Source organism: Nocardiopsis sp. FIRDI 009, from assembly GCF_003386285.1.
GTDB lineage: Bacteria > Actinomycetota > Actinomycetes > Streptosporangiales > Streptosporangiaceae > Nocardiopsis.
The window spans coordinates 40887-57722 of record NZ_QPNC01000035.1 but is presented as its reverse complement, the minus strand read 5'-3'; the positions used below and the strand labels follow the sequence as shown (position 1 = coordinate 57722).

Genomic DNA, 16836 nt, shown 5'->3' with positions numbered 1-16836 from the left:
GGGGTCCCGGCCGTGGAAGACGGCTGGGACCCCGCTGCGTGTCGCATCAGAGGCCGTGGGTTCGGGCAGCGTCGACGAAGGCGCGCCACTCGGCCTGGCTGAACATGAGCGGTGGCTGCTCCAGCGTCTTGGAGTCACGAACCGCGTGCAGGGCGGGAGCGTCCGCGACCTCCACACACGCCTGCGCGTTGGCGCTGTAGGTGGATTTGCGGAACGGTTCCTGCGTCATGTGTCCGCCTTCGCCTGTAGTAGGAAACGGGTCCACTCGGAGTGCGACAGCAGGAGGGTCGGGCCGTGGGGCTGGGTCGTGTCGCCCATCTCGACCACGTGCTGTTCGGGGTGGCGAGCTTGGACGCACCCTTGAGGTCCGCTGTAGCTGCTCTTTCTCCACGTCTGGCCCGTCAACACGTCATGCTCCCAAGTCTTCGATCGCCTGCTCGATGAGTCGCTGGGATTCTTTGGGGTCCAGCGCCTGAGCCAGGAGATCGTTCCACGCCTGTTGGTAGCGAGCGACATCCGGCTCGCTTTCAACGTAGACGGTGCTGGTCAACAGCTCGACTTGGGCGACCGTCAGGCTTGGCAGCTCCAGAAGCGTGAAGGAACCGGTCATCGCGGAGTGAGGACGGCAGGGCTGGCGCAACGCCTGGAGGGTGATGTTCAGTGCCTCGGCCCGCTCCAGCAGGTGCCGGAGTTGCCTGGCGAAGGCATCCGGGGTGCCGACCGGCTGTCTCAGGATGGCCTCGTAGAGGACGGCGTGAAGCTTGAGGGGGCCGGTTTCCCGGTCCAGGACGCTCTGCCGGTGCATGCGGGCGTCCACGAACTGCTCCAGCTGCCCTCGGTCGTCATGCTGATTGAGCGCCTGTCCGAGGTTGAGCGCGTACTCCCGTGTCTGGAGAAGTCCAGGGATGTACTGGAGCTCCCAGGACTGGGCGGAGAGCGCCGTCGACTCAAGCCGGACCAGGTCGATGTAGCTGGGTGTCAACCCGTCCGCGTACTCGACCCACCAACCGCGACGTTCCTGCTGGATCTCGCTGGCTATCGCGAGGATGCGCTCACGCGTGCGCGTGTCTGTCACGCCGTAGCCGTCGAGGATCGGGGGGAAGTCCCGTACCGGGAGGACGACCAGCCCGTTCTCAAGGCGACTGATCGAGGGGGCTGAGCGCTTGAGCGCCTTGGCGGCGGACGTCAGCGACGTGTGACCGGCGGCCAAGCGCATCTCCGCGAGACGTTCCCCCAGCCAGCGCTGGCGGACGGAGGGACGGGGCTCCGGCTCGTTCACAGGTATCCCTTCTGACAACTGCTCAAGTGTCCCATGGCGTACGGCTCTGACGCTCACTCGGGCGCTCGTATGGTGCATAGATTTCTTCATGAAATTATTGCACGGCGACTGATTGAGGGGCATCATGGTTGCCGAGGGTGACGAATCCGAGTCACCCCGCCACTTTCCTGGGAGGCGTCATGGCTGGTGAACGACGAGGCGTGGGTGGTGTCGGGGGAGAGGGGGCAGGGGAGTCCGAGCGCAGCGAGTGGGAGGTGTTCGGGGAACGGGTCGTCCGCTTCCGCGCGGAGGCTGGGCTCACCCACGACGACCTCGCGATGCGGGAGGTCCTCAGCGCCGGGGAGCTTCGTGAGATCGAACGCGGCGTGACCGCCCCGGCCCGCTGCACCGCCGACTATCTCGACCGACGGACCGGGGCGAAGGGTCGCCTGACGAACGCCTGGGCCCGCGCCACCATCAACACCCACCTGGCCGGTGGCGCGAGCCCGTACGAGCTGGACACCGGCGCCAAAACGATCCGCGAGTTCAGCCCCGGCACCATCCCCGTGCCACTCCAGACCCACGACTACTGCACCGCGCTCGGGCGGTTCACCAGGGACACCGGCCGACGGGGTGGGCTGTGGAACCGTCCGGGTGATCTGCGCGTGGTCGTCAACGAGACCACCGTCCGAACGGTGGTCGGCGGGGCCGAGGTGATGCGGGAGCAGCTCCGCCGTCTTGTCAACGCGATCCGCGGCAGCGGGCTGCGCTTCCAGGTCATCCCGCACGACGTCGCTGACCACCCCTGCCCGATGGGTCCCTTCCGACTCCTGTCGCTGGGACCGGCCTACACCGTCGCCCACGTGGTCGCCCCCTACGGGGACGGGCAGCTCATCACCGCACCCAGCGAGATCCAGGCGTTCTCCGACCTCTTCGAGGACCTGTGCGGGGCGGCGCTGTCGGTGGCCGATTCGCTGGCCTTGCTGACCGAAGCCGCCACCAATGTGGAGCCGACCCCTTCCCCCAAGGCCATCGGCAGCGGGAACGAATCGAGCCACGTCGGTGGCTTCACCACGCTCTCCACGATCGCGCGCTGACGCGGTCACACGAAAAAGCTCTGGTGGGCGCTACGAACACCCCCCAGAGCAGGTCGACACCTCTCCCCAGAACGAAAGGAACCGCCGACATGCCCATTGTGCCGCACCCGACGCCCTCCGTGACCCCGTGGCGGGCACGGATCTACCCCGGAACCCTCGACCGGATGTCCATGATCCGCGCGGACCTGCGCGCCGACCTCACCGGGTTCGACGAGGAACTGGCCGAGCGCATGACCCTGTGCGCCAGCGAGATCACCGCCAACGCCATCGAACACACCCGCTCCGGTGAACCGGACGGTCGGGTGCTGCGCGCCCTCTTCCTCCCGGAGCCGGGCGTCCTGCGGCTGGTCGTCGTGGACGACGGGGCTCGGGAGACCGAACCCCGGATCCCGAGCCAGCGCACCGAGGAGGAGTGGATGAGCGCCGAACGCGGACGCGGCCTGCTCCTGGTCGACACCCTCGCGCGGCGCTGGGGCAGCTATCCGGTGGTCCCGTTCCCCTTCTGTGCCGACCTGGGCACGGCCGTGTGGGCTGAGTTCTCCGTGGAGGCGATCGAGAGCGGGGCGCTTCGATGACTGCGACGGCAGTGAATCCGCGTATGCGCGCGGTGCTGGACGCGCCGAGGGGCCGCCGCTTCTCCCGCCCCGCCGGAGCGCCCCCGCCCACCCGGGAACAGCGGCTGCTGGCCCAGATGGAGGGCAACCCCCGGGTCGCCTACCGTCGCGAACACGGGGTCCTGCCCGGGTGGATGCTCGTGGCCGGGACGAAACAGAGGAACCAGGCCGCGATCGCCCTCGTACGAGAATCGACCCCCACCCCTCGCGGGCGAGGCCGTCACCGGTCCCGGCGTCGCTGGCTGGGAAAGGGCCTGCTGCGCGTCGCCTCCTACACGACCGCGATCGTGGGCGGAACGATGCTCGGCCACGCGGTGACGACTCTGCTGATGTGATGCTCCGCGGTGTCCGGCCCCACCCGCACGCCTGAGGTTCTCGTGGGTGGGGCCGGGCATGCCGGAACTGGCGACCTGAGCGTCCCCCTATATCAAGGAAACCCCGTGGATCCTCCTGCGCGCCAGACCCTCGCCGTACCTGTGGACGGGCGGCGCGCTCGTGGACAGGGGCGCACGTGTGGCCGTCAGGCCGGGGTGACCCCGCACGGCGGCTCGAAGGCCCGCACCGGGGGCAGCGGGCCGGTGAACGGCTCCACGCGCACCCGGGTCAGCTGCCCCGTGCACGCCTGGTCCAGCGACGACGTCCCCACGTCCTCCGTCAGCGCGTTCGGGTTGCCGTGCGCGCAGGTCACCCCGTCCGCCGACGGGTCGTACCAGGCGCCCGTCGACAGCTGCGCCACACCGGGGCGGAGCGCGTCGCTCACCACCAGCCCGGCCAGGCACGAACCACGCGCGCCGACCACCCGCACCACGTCGCCGTCGGCGACCCCGGCGGCCCGGGCGTCGTCCGGGTGCATCCGCAGCGGCGCGCGGCCCCGGACCTTCTGCGACCGGCTGTAGGCCCCCATGTCCTGCTGGCTGTGCAGCCGCCCGCTCGGCTGGTTGGCGAGCAGCACGAGCGGCCACTCCCCGTCCCCGGCGCCCACCGCCGGACCCGGCAGCCACACCGGGTGCCCGGGGCAGTCCTCGTACCCGAAGGACGCGATCGTCTCCGAGTACAGCTCGATCCGGCCGCTCGGCGTCCGCAGCGGCCGCCCCTCCGGGTCCTCGCGGAACTCACCGAGCAGCGCCTCGTCCTCCACCCGGCCGGGGATCTCCACCCGCCCGCGCGCCCAGAAAGTGTCGAAGTCGGGCACCTCCAAGCCCCGGCGGGCCGCCATCGACCGCCAGCGCCCGTAGATGTGCCGCAGCCACCCACCGCTCGTCCGACCCTCGGTGAACTCCTCGCGCACACCCAACCGCTCGGCCAGGTCGGCGTAGGTGTCGTACTCGTCCCGCGCCTGTCCGTGCGGCGGCACCGCGCGCGGCATCGCCCGGATGGTCAGATCGCCCTGGCTCGCGGTCAGGTCGTCGCGCTCCAGCACCGTCGTGGCCGGGATCACGATGTCGGCGTGGCGCGCCGTCGCCGTCCAGTGCGTCTCGTGCACCACCACGGTCTCCGCCCGGCCGAACGCCCGGCTCAGCCGGGGCAGGTCCTGGTGGTGGTGGAAGGGGTTGCCGCCCGCCCAGTACACGAGCCGCACGTGCGGGTAGCGGCGTTCGGCCCCGTCGTAGTGGTAGACCTCGCCCGGGTGCAGCAGCATGTCCGCGACCCGCGCCACCGGGATGAACGAGTCCACCGGGTTGTCGCCCTGCGGCATGCGCGGCAGCCCCAGCGGTGTCGCCCCGCCCCCGTAGTTGCCCATGGACCCGTATCCGGACGCGAACCCGCCGCCGGGCAGGCCCACCTGCCCCAGGCAGCACGCCAGTGCCAGCCCCGCCCACAGCGGCTGCTCGCCGTACCGGGCGCGCTGCACCGACCAGCCCACGTTGACCAGCGTCCGCCGCGCGGCCATCCGCCGCGCCAGATCCCGCGTTCGGTCGGCCGGGACACCGCTGATCCCCTCGGCCCACTCGGGGGTGCGCGCCGTCCCGCCGGGCCGCCCGTGCTCGTCGCGCTCGCCCATGACGTAGGACCGCAGCCGGTCGGCGCCCACCGTGTACCGGTCGAGGAAGCCGGTGTCGGCCAGCCCCTCGTCGAACAGCACGTGGACGAGGGCGAGCAGCACGGCGGTGTCGGCGCCCGGGGCGATCGGCACCCACTCGGCTCGCACGCCCTTGTCGGTGTCGTCCGCCAGCGGCGACACCGACACGAACTCCACACCCGCGTCGGCGGCCTCGCGCATCGCGGGCCCGGCGGTCTGGGCGGCCCGGCCGCCGGACGACGTCCAGGTGTTGGACACCCGCAGCCCGCCGAAGGACACCAGCAGTTCGGTGTGTCTGCGGATCTGGGTCCACGCCGGGGCGCGGTGCAGCAGCCGGTTGGCCGCCGGGGTGCCCAGCAGCCGGGGCATGAGCACCTCCACGGCCCCGTGGCTGTAGGTCGTCCGCGAGCGCGTGTACCCGCCGATCGTGTTGAGGAAGCGGTGCAGCTGGCTCTGCGCGTGGTGCACGCGGCCCGCGCTGCCCCACCCGTAGGAGCCGCCGTAGATCGCGGAGTTGCCGTGCTCGGTGCGCACCCGGTCCAGCTCGCGCGCCAGCAGGTCCAGGGCGGTGTCCCACTCCACCTCGACGTACTCGTCCTCCGGGTCGCCCCGGCGCGGGTCCGGCCCCGGGCCGTGGTCGAGCCACCAGCGGCGCACGGCGGGGCGCGCCACCCGCGAGGTGTGGTGCTGCGCCTCGGGGGTGTTTCCCATGACCGGGGACGGCGCCGGGTCGTCCGGGTCCGGCCGCACCCCCACCACACGGCCGTCGTCGACGACGACCTGGTAGCTGCCCCAGTGGGCGCTGGTCGGGTACCGCGTGGCGGACATGGTCACTCCCGGTCCTTCGTGCTCTCCCAGGGCGCGTCGGCCCCCCGGACCACACCCTACGCACCGCGCGGTGCGATGATGAGCCCCGCGCCCCGGCACCGGGCGGGGCGACGCCACACGGTACGACGCCGGTGGCGGCACGGACGGTCGAGCGGAGCAGGAACGGCGATGGGCGAACTCAGGTCGCGGCGGTCGGTACTCGCGGTGCCGGGGTCCAACCCCCGGTTCGTGGAGAAGGCGCGGGGGTTGGACGCGGACGCGTTCTTCCTGGACCTGGAGGACGCGGTGGCGCCGCTGGAGAAGGCGGCCGCGCGCGAGAACGTCGTGCGGGCGCTCAACGACGGCGGCTGGGGCGGGAAGCTGCGCTCGGTGCGCGTCAACGACGTGTCGACCGAGTGGGCCTACCGGGACGTCATCACCGTCGTGGAGGGCGCCGGAGCCGAACTGGACTGCCTCGTGCTGCCCAAGGTCACCTCCCCGCGTGACGTGCACTGGCTCGACACCCTCCTCACCCAGATCGAACGCGCCGTCGGCCTGGAGGTCGGCCGGATCGGCATCGAGGCCCAGATCGAGGACGCACGCGGCCTGACGGAGGTCGACGCGATCGCCGCCGCCTCGCCCCGCCTGGAGTCCCTCGTCTACGGCCCCGCCGACTTCATGGCCTCGCTCAACATGAAGAGCCTGGTCGTGGGCGAACAGCCGCCCGGATACGACACCGGCGACGCCTACCACTACGTGCTCATGCGCATCCTCACCGCCGCGCGCGCCCACGGGCTCCAGGCCGTCGACGGCCCCTACCTCCAGATCCGCGACGTGGGCGCCTTCCGGCGCTCGGCGGCCCGCACCGCGGCGCTCGGGTTCGACGGCAAGTGGGTCCTGCACCCCCTCCAGGTCGAGGCCGCCAACGAGGTCTACGCCCCTACCCAGGAGGACTACGACCACGCCGAACTCATCCTGGACGCCTACGCCCACGCCACGACGGTCGACCGCCGGGGCGCCGTCATGCTCGGCGACGAGATGCTCGACGAGGCGTCCCGCAAGATGGCGCTCGTCGTGGCGGGCAAGGGGCGGGCCGCCGGACTCCGCCGCACCCGCACCTTCACGCCCGGCTCCTGACACGCCCTCACCCGACTCTTACCACCCTCTCACCCGGATACGGGACCATGTGGGCATGGAAGCCACCTCCGCCGCCGCCACTGTGCTGGTCGCCGACGACGACCGGGCGATCAGGGAGTCGCTGGAACGCGCGCTCCAACTGGAGGGCTACGAGGTGCGCACGGCGGCGGACGGCGTCCAGGCGCTCGCCTCCGTGCACGCCGAGCCCGTGGACCTGCTCATCCTCGACGTCATGATGCCCGGCGTCGACGGCTTGGGCGTGACCCGGGTGCTGCGCGCCGAGAACGACCGCACCCCGATCCTCATGCTCACCGCGCGGGTGGAGACCCCCGACCGCGTGGCCGGGCTCGACGCGGGCGCCGACGACTACCTCGCCAAACCCTTCGAACTGGACGAACTCCTCGCCCGGTTGCGCGCCCTGCTGCGCCGGGCCGCCCCCGTCGGCGAGGAGGGAGCGGCGGAGGGCCCGCTCCAGGTCGGCGAACTGCGGCTCGACCCGCTGGCCCGGCGGGTCTGGCGCGGCGACCGCGAGATCGACCTGTCCAAGACCGAGTTCGACCTGCTCGAACTCCTCGTCCGCAACGAGGGGATCGTCCTGGACCACGCGACGATCTACGACCGCATCTGGGGCTACGACTTCGGCCCCGAGTCCAAGAACCTCGCCGTCTACATCAGCTACCTGCGCCGCAAGCTGGAGGGCGACGGTCCGCCGCTCATCCAGACCGTCCGCGGCGTCGGGTACACCCTCCGGTCATGACCGCCCCGCCGCCGAACCCAGTGCCGCAGGACCCCCGGCGGGGCGCGGACCGCCCCCGGTGGCGCGCTCTGCTGGCCCAGCCGCGCGACTGGCGGCTGGGCACCCGCTTCGCCGTCCTGTTCGCCCTGGTGGCGGCGGTGACGATCGCCCTCGTGGGCACCCTCGCCTACACCACCGCCGCCTCGCTGATCCGGACCGACGCCCGGGAGGAGTTCGACCGCGCCGTCGACGCGCTGTCCGAGCAGCTGGTCGCCCGGCACGCCTCCGGGGAGGGGGAGACGGTCGGCGCCGCCCTCGTCATCATGTCCAGCGGCAGGTACCAGGCGCAGTACCTCGGCCCGGCCGGCAACCTGTCGATCACCGCGGCCAACCCCGACCGGGCCGTCATCCTCCCCTCCGACGAACGGGACCTGGAGGTCGCCCGGGACACGCAGCCGGGGGTCACCGAGGTCCGCCAGGTGAACGCCGAGGGGCGCGACTTCCGCCTGGCCACGGTCTCCGTCGGCGGGCAGCGCGGAGCCATCCAGCTCCTGCAACCCCTGTCGCCGGTGGAGGCGATGATCGACCGGCTCGCCACCCAGATCCTGTGGGTGGGGCTGCTGGTCGCGCTGGCCGCCGCGGGGGCGGGCTGGCTCGTCGGACACCGGACCACCCAGCGCCTCGTCCGTCTCACCGACGCCGCCGAGTACGTCAGCTCCACCGGGCGTCTCGACCCGGTCAGCGACGGCGGGGGCGACGGTGAGGCCGGCCGTGACGAGGTGGGCCGCCTCAGCAGCGCGTTCGACGCCATGCTCGGGCGCCTGGCCCGCTCCAAGGAGGATCAGCGCCGTCTCGTCCAGGACGCCGCCCACGAACTGCGCACGCCGCTGACCAGCCTCTACACCAACGTGCAGGTGCTGGGCAGGGTGGACCGGCTCACCCCCGAGGCGCGTGAACGACTCATCGACGACCTCCGGGGCGAGACGCGCGAACTCACCTCGCTCGTCAACGAACTCGTCGGCCTGGCCACCGGCGAGCACGAGGACGAACCCCGAAGCGCCGTCGTCCTGGGCGACGTCGCCGAACGCGTCGCCGTCCGGACCCGGCGGCGCACCGGCCGCGACATCACCGTGCACGCCGACGACAGCGTCGTGTGGGGCCGTCCCGGCGCCCTGGAACGCGCGATCGCCAACCCGGTGGAGAACGCCGCCAAGTTCGACCCCGAGGGCACCGCGCCCATCGAGGTCCGTGTGCACGACGGCGTCGTGGAGGTTCTCGACCGCGGCCCCGGCATCGACCCCGAGCAGCTCGACCGCGTCTTCGAGCGGTTCTACCGCGCCACCGAGGCCCGCGGCCTGCCCGGCTCCGGCCTCGGGCTGGCGATGGTGCGCGACATCGCCCGCGCGCACGGCGGCGACGTGTTCGCGCGTAACCGGGAGGGCGGCGGCGCGGTCGTCGGGTTCCGCCTACCGCTGTTCACGCCGCGCCGGGAGGACGACTGACCCGGCCGCGCCGGCCGACCCGAACGCGCTGTCCGACCCGACCGCCGCACCGCGCGCGGCGTCGCGGTAGATGCGCTCGAACCGCTCCAGGGAGTCCGCCAACCGGTGCCGCTCCGCCAGGGCCCGGCTGCGCTCGCCCATCCGCAGCCGCCGGTCCTCGTCGGCCACCACGTCCGCCACCCGCAGCGCCAGCGTCTCGTGGTCACCGGGCGGGAACAGGTACCCGTTGCGCCCGACCTCGACCAGGTGCGGCAGGGCCATCGCGTCCGCCGCCACCACGGGCAGACCGCTCGCCATCGCCTCCAGCGTGGCGATGCTCTGGAGCTCGGCGATGCTCGCGATGGTGAACACGTCGGCGCAGCGGTAGACGTCCGGCAGGTCGGCGTGGGCCACGAACCCCAGGAAGACCACCCGGTCCGCGACACCCTCCGCCGCCGCCACCGCCTCCAACCTCCCTCGGCAGCCGCCCTTGCCGACCAGGGCCAACTGGACGTTCGGGGTGCGCGCCACGGCGCGGATCAGCTCCTCGACGCGCTTCTCCCCGTCCAGCCGCCCGACGAAGAGCATCGTCCGGCGGTCCGGCAGGCCCAGGCGGGCACGCCGCCGTCGACGCTCGGAGGCGCCTCCGAGCGGGGGGCTGAAACGGACGAGGTCGATCCCGCAGGAGACCGGTTCGACCGTCCGGGTGAACCCCTGGTCGCGCAGCAGCCGCGCCGCGGCCGGGGTCGGCGTCGTCACGTGTTCGGCGCCGGACAGGACCGAGCGCAGGTCCCACCAGGCGAGCCGGGCCGCGTGCGGCCGCAGGGACTCGGGCACCCGCAGGTAGTCGAAGAGGTTCTCCGGCATGAAGTGGTTGGTGGCCACGACCGGCACGCCGTGGTCGCGCGCCGCGCGGGTGAGCGTCCGGCCGACGATGAAGTGGTTCTGGACGTGCACCACGTCCGGACGCAGGCGGGAGAACAGGCGGTCGAGGTGGCCGCGCGTTCCCGCCGGGATGGTCAGGCGGACGCTCTCGTGGGCGAACGAGGGCATCGACCGCAGCCGGTGCTCCACCACTCCGTCACGCTCGACCACGTACGGCCGCCCCTCGGGTGAAGGGCATACGACGTGCACGGACACACCGCGCTCGGCCAGCCCCCGGGCCAGCCGGGCGGTGAAGTAGGCCGCGCCGTTGACGTCGGGCGGGTAGGTGTCGGTTCCGATGAGGAGCCGGACCCCGCGACCCCGTGTGCCGGAGGGGCGCGGGCCGGTCACCACCCGCGTCGGGATCCGCGGGGTGGAGGGGGCGGGGGAGACGAAGGACGTCGGCATGGGGGTGCTCTCCTGCGGGCGGGGCGGCGTTGGGGGCGCGCCGGACAGGCACGAGTGTGGATCACGTGAGTTGACCGCCACCGACCTTCCGGTGACGGCGGGGCGACCGGTCAGGTAGCACCTGACGCCGCGGACGGCCGGGAGGCCGCCGCGCGACGGCCCCACGGCCACACCTGGACGACGACTGGGAGCATCGGAACCGTGTTGTCGATGACGTGGGTCCACAGCATCGGACAGTGCCGGGCGACGCCCTCGCGGGCGGGGACCCCGGACAGCTCGGGGTCCCTTCCCAGACGGCGCGGGACCGAGCAGGCCCACGATCATCGGCAGTAGCAGCTCGGGGGTCCCTTCCGAGGTGGTGCGGGACCGAGAGGGCCGGGAACACGAGGGTGGCCAGGGCGAGCGGCAGGGTCCAGGGCCGCAGCCACCAGGTGTCCGGGACAGTGGGCGGCGGGTGGGGGTTCCGCGGTCGCTACGAGAGTGCGCGCACCCGGATCCGGGGGTGGGGCGGCGGTGCTCGCACCCGGTGGCACCCGGACCCGTGCCGGGGTGGGTCCGCCACCACCCCGGCACGGTGAGGGGCGGCCCCGGGTCCCCGTACCCGGGGCCGCCCCTGGGAAGGGACGACCGTGGTCGCCTGGTTCAGTCGTTGACACCGTCCGTGCCCGACCTGACCGAGGAGGAGGTCTGCTCCCCGAGCGTCACCTTCACCTCCTGCGGGCTGCCGGTGCCGCCCTCCAGGACCCCGAAGGTCACCTCGTCACCCGGCCGGTGCGAACGGATCAGCGCGATGAGCTGGTCGGGCGAGGAGACCGTCTCCCCGTCGACGGACACCACCACGTCGCCTGCGGACAGTCCCGCCTCCTCGGCGGCGCTGCCCTCGTTGACCCCCACGATCTCCGCTCCGCCCACCGCGCTGCGGGTGATGGTCGCCCCGATCGCGGCGTAGCTGGCGGAGCCCTCCTCGATCAGCTGCTCGGCGATGGGCCGGACCTGGTTGACCGGGATCGCGAACCCCAGGCCCACCGATCCGCTGTCCTGCGAGATCGCGGCGATCGCGGTGTTGATCCCGATGACCTCGCCGTTCATGTTCACCAGCGGCCCCCCGGAGTTGCCCGGGTTGATCGCGGCGTCCGTCTGGATGGCGTTGATCACCGTGGAGGTGGGTCCGGACTCGCCCTCGGTCACGCCCGTGTTCACCGGCCGGTTCAGCGCGCTGACCACACCCGCCGTCACCGTGCCGGACAGGCCCAGCGGCGAACCGATCGCGATCACGTCGGCCCCCACCCCGACCTGGTCGGAGTCGCCGAGCACCGCCGGTTCGAGGCCGGTGCGGCCCTCGGCCTGGATCACCGCGATGTCGGACACCGTGTCCACCCCCAGGATCTCGGCGCGGGCGGAGGTGCCGTCGTTGAACGTCACCTGGAGTGCCCCCTCCCGGGCGGACTCCACCACGTGCGCGTTGGTGAGGATCTGGCCGTCGGAGGAGATGATCACCCCACTGCCGCTGCCGTTGACGGTCTCGATGGACACCACGCTCGGCAGCACGGCCTCGGCGACCTCGCTGACCTCGCCCTCGGTGGGCGTCGACCCCTGCTCGCCGCTGAGCGAGCTGATCGGGGACGACATTCCGCCCGGCAGCAGGTAGGCGGTGCCCGCCGCGGCGATCGGACCCACGATGAGGCTGGTGATCAGGGCGGTGATCGCCGCGACGGTGACGACGCGTCCTCCGCGGGGCCTGTCGGGCTGCGGTACCTGACCCGGAGGAGGCCCCTGGTGGCCGAACGGCGGCTGCCCGGGGCCGCCGGGCCCACCGGGTCCTCCCGGCCCCTGGGTTCCCCCCGGTCCGCCGAAACCGGGGTGGCCGCCGGAGAACGCCGCGCCGTCACCGCCCGGTCCCCCCTGACCGCCGTGCGGCGGCACCGGCCCGCCCGGGTGGTGGGCGTACGCGCCCGGGTGGCCACCGGCCGGGCCCCCGCTCGGGCCGGTGGACCAGGCGCCTTCGGCGCCGTGCGGCTGAGGCGCCGGGTAGGTGTAGGCCGCCTGACCGGACGTCTCGGGGCCGGCCCAGTCGTGTGCGGGACCGGTGGGGACGAACCGAGGCCCGGTCTCCTGACCGGACACGGCGTCCGGCGCGGTGTCGGACACCGCGCCGGGGACGTCGCTCCCCGCCCCCCGGTCGGCGGGTGCGGTCTGCTGGGCGTCGTCGTCCCGGGAGGAGTGCTCCCCGGCCGGGCCGGACGCCTCGGGCTGGTCGGCGGGCTCGGCTGGACGGTACTCGGGCTCCTCGTTCCCGGCCGCCGTGCCTGCACTCGATTCGTTGGGGTTCAACTCAGCCTCCGACTCGCGGGACGATCCCTGCTGACAGGCCCCATGATGGTTCGCGCGGGTTAGAGCAGGGTGAGAGAGCGATATGGCAGGGTTTCGAGTCCGTGTGACGCAGTCCTTCCCGGCACGATAGCGTCCCCTTGCCACCGTGGCGCAAAGGAAGGGCAGTCCTTGATCAAGATCGTTCTGGCGGATGACGAACACCTCGTCAGGGGAGCGATCGCCGCACTCCTCGGGTTGGAGGAGGACCTGGAGGTCGTCGCCGAGGTCGGTCGGGGCGACCAGGTGGTCGACGCCGTCCGCGAACACGGTGCCGACATCGCCGTCCTCGACATCGAGATGCCCGGGGCCACGGGGCTGGAGGTCGCCGGGCGGCTCGGTGAGGAGGCGCCCGGCTGCGGGGTGGTCATCCTCACCAGCTTCGGCCGCCCGGGGTACCTGCGCCGGGCGCTGTCCTCCGGCGCGCGCGGCTTCCTGGCCAAGGACGCCCCCGCCGACCAGCTGGCCGGGGCGATCCGCCGGGTCCACGACGGCGGACGGTACATCGACACCGACCTGGCCGCCGCGGCGATGGTCGGCGGGGAGAGCCCCCTCACCGACCGGGAGACGGAGGTGCTGCGGGCGGCCTCAGACGGGGCGACCGTGGCGCGGATCGCCCGGTCGCTGCACCTCAGCGAGGGGACCGTGCGCAACTACCTGTCCAACGCCATCGGCAAGACCGGGGCGGACAACCGGATGGCGGCCATCCGGACCGCCCAGGACATGGGCTGGCTGTAGCGGATCCCCGTGCCCGCGAGACGGCCTCGCGGATGCTCGGCGGGAGCGTCGGCCGCCCTGGGCCCGGTCATGCGACGAGGTGAGCGGTCGCGCGATCAGCTGCCTTCCGGGGTTCGTGCTTTCTTCCCCCTGACCAGAGGGTCGACGTATTTTTCTGCTTCATCGTGTTCCTGCAGAAATAACCGGGAGAATATGGACAGTCGATGGCGGTGATGATTTCATCAGGTTGACCGGAGAAGCGCCTACCACCGCCGGTCTCGTGCGGAGGAAGTGTGGTGAAAGGCCGTGGAGTTCCTGCTGCTCGTCGCCGTCGTCGGCGTGATCCTGTGGCTGATGATGAAATCCCCGTCTGGCGGCGACGAGGGGGAGGGGCGCCTGGCGCGGAAGGAGTTCGTGACCGCGGACGGCCATCGCGTGGGTGCGGGGGACCGCGTCTGGTCCCAGAACCACATGCCGTGGCTCATCACCCGGATCGGACCGATGACGGGCGACGAGAGGGGCGACGCCGATATCTGGGCCTTCATGGACTTCGACCCTGATTATGAGGTTCCGAACGGTCTGGACGACACCCTCGTCATGTTGAGCGTCGATTTTCCGACCTATATGCACAGGCGTCATCCCGCTGACGGCCGCTGCGCTGCGATGGGGTGTGGGTACCGCCCCTGGGGAGCTCTCTGAGAGCGTGTTTGAGAAGGGTCGGGAAGCGAGGCCCTCGCTCGTCCACGCCCGTTGGCGAACGGCATCGCGTCCTCCCGTGTAGCGGATCGCGTCCACCACCGCGCGGCGGGGTGCTTCTCCGGTCGGCCTCCGGTGTTCGCCGGTGGGAGCAGGGGTTCGATGGGCGCGGTTCCGACACGGTCGGGCCCACCGCTGGAGAGCCCGCAGAGGCTACAGCAGCCGCAGCACCATCATCGCGGTGTCATCGGTGTGCCCGCCGGGCGCGTACTCCTCCAGCTCGCGGTCGATCCGGCTGATCACCGCCTGCGCGGTCAGCCCGGCGCACCCGGAGAAGATCTCCTTCAACCCCTCGTCGCCCAGCATGTCCGAGTTGCTCCGCCGCTCGGTCACCCCGTCGGTCACCGCCAGCACCACCTCGCCGGGCCGCAGGTCCACGCTCTCGGTCTCGAACCCCACGTCCTCGAACGCGCCCAACAGCGGCTGCGACGACCCGAACGAGCTCACCTCGCCCTTCTGGTTCAGCCGCAGCGGCAGCGGATGCCCCGCCGACACCATCCGCACCCGCATCCCGCCGCCGCTGTCGGTGGCCGGGGTCATCTCCCCGTAGAGCATGGTCAGGAACCGGGTCGAGGTGTTCTCGTCCAGGATCGCCATGTTCAGCCGCTGCATGATGTGCGCCGGGGAGAACCCCTCCCTGGCCAGCGCCCGCAGCGTGTGCCGCGCCAGCCCCGTGATCGCGGCGGCCTCCGGCCCCGTTCCGCACACGTCGCCGACCGCGAAACACCACCGGCCGCTGGCGGCGAACACGTCGTAGAAGTCCCCGCCGACCACGTTCTTCTCGTCCGCCGGACGGTAGAACACCGCGTGGTCCACACCCGGGATGACCGGTTCCTTCTCCTTCGCGGGCAGCAGGCTGCGCTGGAGCGCACCGCTCATCGCCGCCTGCCGCTCGTGCAGCCGGGCGTTCTCCATCGCCGACGCCACCCGGCGGCTCAGGTCGTCGGCGACGTCCACCTGGTCGCGGGTGAAGTCGTCCGCCTCGCTGTTGCCGATCGTCATCCGGCCCAGCGCCCGACCGTGCGCCACCAGGGGGATGCTGATCGCCGGACCGTGCGTGAGCTCCCGGGTCAGCTCCTCGGCCAGCCCCTCCTCGGCCAGTTCGGCCGGGGTCCACAGGGGGCGCGGCTCGCGTTGTTCGCGCGGCGGCTCACCGGACAGCAGATCGCGCAGGATGTCGTTGAGGTTCTCGTCCCGGTGCACCACGTGCGTCAACTGGTAGACACCCAGGTCGTTGGTGGTGTGGATGGCGCACCACCGGCCCAGCCGGGACGTGATCAGCTGCGCCGCGAGGGCCCCGGTCATCCGCTCGTCCAGTGTGCCCGCCAACAGGTCGCTCGCCTCGGCGAGGAAGCTCAGCGACGCACGGCGGCTCAGCTCCACCTCGGCCAGACGGGCCCGCTCCACCGGCAGGGCGATGCGGTCCGCCCCGTCCTGGAGCCGCTGCGCCGCCGCCGGGCCGAAGTGCCGCGTGCGCTTCGACGCCACCCCCAGCAGGCCCGTCACCCGGCCGTCCACGATCAGCGGCGCGGTCACCAGGGAGCGCATCCCCGCCCGGGAGAGCCGCCCCCGGTTGGCGCGGGCGATCATCAGGTCGTCGTTGATCGTCGGCCCCGGCTCCGGCGCCGCCGAGGGGAAGGTCTCCTCGGTACGCACACGCAGGGTGCGCCAGGGGGAGCCGTCGACGGTCAGCCCGACCGCCGCGCGCACCTCCCACATCGTCTCGTCCGACGTGGCCAGCGCGATGTAGGCCGCGTCCCCGCCCAGCGCGGTCGCCGCGTACTCCACGGTCCGCTCCAGGAGCTGCCGCAGGCTCAGTCGCGAGTTCAGCGCCGCGTCCAGCGACGACCACGCGCTGCGCGCCGGGCGGCTGTTCGTGGTGCCCCTGCGCACCGGGGGCGACTCCAGCGACGGCGACGACGGCCGCGCGGCGTCCTCGATGCGGAACCACACCGCCTTGTCCTCACGCCCGTAGCTCACCCCCCAGCTGGAGGCGATCGCCGAGGCCAGGGCCAGCCCGAGGCCGCCCTGCCTCCGGTCGCCGCCCGCCGGGGCGGTCTCGATCCTCAGCGGACCGGCCTGCGGCACCGCGCGGTCGGGCGCCGAGTCGGTCACCATCACCTCGATACAGCCGTCGATCCGGCGCACCGCCACCTCCAGCGCCGAGCGCGCGTGGACCACGGCGTTCGTGACCAGCTCGCTGACCAGGAGGATCACGTCGTCGAACGGTTCCGGCGCACCCCACGACAGAAGGGTGTCGTGGATGAACTCCCGCGCCGCGGCGGCCGTCTCCGGGGCGGGCGGGAAGTCTCGTCGGGCGACCTTCGACGCGTCGTGTACTGGCAAGACGTGCAAGTCCTTCGTCACTGGGCGTGGGCGGCGGGGAGTACGCCTGCCACTGCAACGATACGCCGGAGGCGCGCCCCGGGAGGCGCGGATACGGCGGGGTGCCGTCGGGGAGACCGACATGGTCAACCCGACTGTGCCGGGCACCACGGCCAGCTAGTCTAAGTC

Annotated in this window: 15 protein-coding genes; 8 read left to right on the top strand and 7 right to left on the bottom strand. The window is 72.4% G+C overall.

What is annotated here, in order from left to right:
* Window positions 1-46 precede the first annotated feature (46 nt).
* From DVR05_RS24330 to DVR05_RS24320, 3 genes are read right to left on the bottom strand one after another with little or no spacing between them, the layout of a single operon-like run.
* Entirely contained in the window at window positions 47-229 is a 183-nt protein-coding gene (locus DVR05_RS24330) for a DUF397 domain-containing protein (RefSeq protein ID WP_116248239.1), read from the bottom strand.
* Window positions 226-516 (bottom strand): DUF397 domain-containing protein, encoded by a 291-nt coding sequence (locus DVR05_RS27185; RefSeq protein WP_116248238.1) that lies wholly within the window; start codon window positions 514-516, stop codon window positions 226-228. The genes DVR05_RS24330 and DVR05_RS27185 overlap by 4 nt, the downstream gene beginning before the upstream one ends.
* Window positions 410-1279, bottom strand: a complete 870-nt coding sequence (locus DVR05_RS24320; protein ID WP_157982531.1) for a helix-turn-helix transcriptional regulator — start codon at window positions 1277-1279, stop codon at window positions 410-412. The genes DVR05_RS27185 and DVR05_RS24320 overlap by 107 nt, the downstream gene beginning before the upstream one ends.
* Before the next feature lie 179 nt (window positions 1280-1458).
* Here DVR05_RS24320 and DVR05_RS24315 point away from each other — a divergent pair, with 179 nt between their 5' ends.
* From DVR05_RS24315 to DVR05_RS24305, 3 genes are all read left to right on the top strand, one after another.
* Entirely contained in the window at window positions 1459-2355 is an 897-nt protein-coding gene (locus DVR05_RS24315; protein WP_232832295.1) for a Scr1 family TA system antitoxin-like transcriptional regulator, read from the top strand.
* Window positions 2356-2444: 89 nt separating this feature from the next.
* Complete coding sequence (locus DVR05_RS24310; RefSeq protein WP_369974577.1) at window positions 2445-2930, top strand: ATP-binding protein; 486 nt, start codon at window positions 2445-2447, stop codon at window positions 2928-2930.
* On the top strand, window positions 2927-3304 hold the full coding sequence (locus tag DVR05_RS24305) for a hypothetical protein (protein WP_157982530.1): 378 nt from the start codon (window positions 2927-2929) through the stop codon (window positions 3302-3304). Before DVR05_RS24310 ends, DVR05_RS24305 begins: the two co-directional genes overlap by 4 nt.
* 185 nt (window positions 3305-3489) lie before the next feature.
* On the opposite strand, the gene DVR05_RS24300 is transcribed toward DVR05_RS24305, so the two are convergent.
* Window positions 3490-5817 (bottom strand): molybdopterin-dependent oxidoreductase, encoded by a 2328-nt coding sequence (locus tag DVR05_RS24300; protein ID WP_198659334.1) that lies wholly within the window; start codon window positions 5815-5817, stop codon window positions 3490-3492.
* Window positions 5818-5985: 168 nt separating this feature from the next.
* On the opposite strand from DVR05_RS24300, the gene DVR05_RS24295 reads away from it, so the two are divergent.
* The 3 genes from DVR05_RS24295 to DVR05_RS24285 are packed head-to-tail and all read left to right on the top strand — an operon-like array spanning window position 5986 to window position 9171.
* Entirely contained in the window at window positions 5986-6933 is a 948-nt protein-coding gene (locus DVR05_RS24295) for a CoA ester lyase (protein WP_116248234.1), read from the top strand.
* 55 nt (window positions 6934-6988) lie between these two features.
* On the top strand, window positions 6989-7690 hold the full coding sequence (locus DVR05_RS24290; RefSeq protein WP_116248233.1) for a response regulator transcription factor: 702 nt from the start codon (window positions 6989-6991) through the stop codon (window positions 7688-7690).
* Window positions 7687-9171, top strand: a complete 1485-nt coding sequence (locus DVR05_RS24285) for a HAMP domain-containing sensor histidine kinase (RefSeq protein ID WP_116248232.1) — start codon at window positions 7687-7689, stop codon at window positions 9169-9171. The genes DVR05_RS24290 and DVR05_RS24285 overlap by 4 nt, the downstream gene beginning before the upstream one ends.
* On the opposite strand, the gene DVR05_RS24280 is transcribed toward DVR05_RS24285, so the two are convergent.
* Both DVR05_RS24280 and DVR05_RS24275 read right to left on the bottom strand, forming a co-directional pair.
* Entirely contained in the window at window positions 9136-10482 is a 1347-nt protein-coding gene (locus DVR05_RS24280) for a glycosyltransferase (protein WP_116248231.1), read from the bottom strand. The genes DVR05_RS24285 and DVR05_RS24280 overlap by 36 nt on opposite strands.
* A 642-nt stretch (window positions 10483-11124) precedes the next feature.
* Window positions 11125-12813 (bottom strand): S1C family serine protease, encoded by a 1689-nt coding sequence (locus DVR05_RS24275; protein ID WP_116248230.1) that lies wholly within the window; start codon window positions 12811-12813, stop codon window positions 11125-11127.
* Between the two features lie 168 nt (window positions 12814-12981).
* On the opposite strand from DVR05_RS24275, the gene DVR05_RS24270 reads away from it, so the two are divergent.
* Window positions 12982-13587 (top strand): response regulator transcription factor, encoded by a 606-nt coding sequence (locus DVR05_RS24270; RefSeq protein ID WP_116248229.1) that lies wholly within the window; start codon window positions 12982-12984, stop codon window positions 13585-13587.
* Window positions 13588-13872: 285 nt separating this feature from the next.
* Window positions 13873-14265, top strand: coding sequence for a hypothetical protein (locus DVR05_RS24265; RefSeq protein ID WP_116248228.1), 393 nt, complete (start codon window positions 13873-13875; stop codon window positions 14263-14265).
* Between the two features lie 210 nt (window positions 14266-14475).
* On the opposite strand, the gene DVR05_RS24260 is transcribed toward DVR05_RS24265, so the two are convergent.
* Complete coding sequence (locus DVR05_RS24260) at window positions 14476-16668, bottom strand: SpoIIE family protein phosphatase (protein WP_116248227.1); 2193 nt, start codon at window positions 16666-16668, stop codon at window positions 14476-14478.
* Window positions 16669-16836 lie beyond the last annotated feature (168 nt).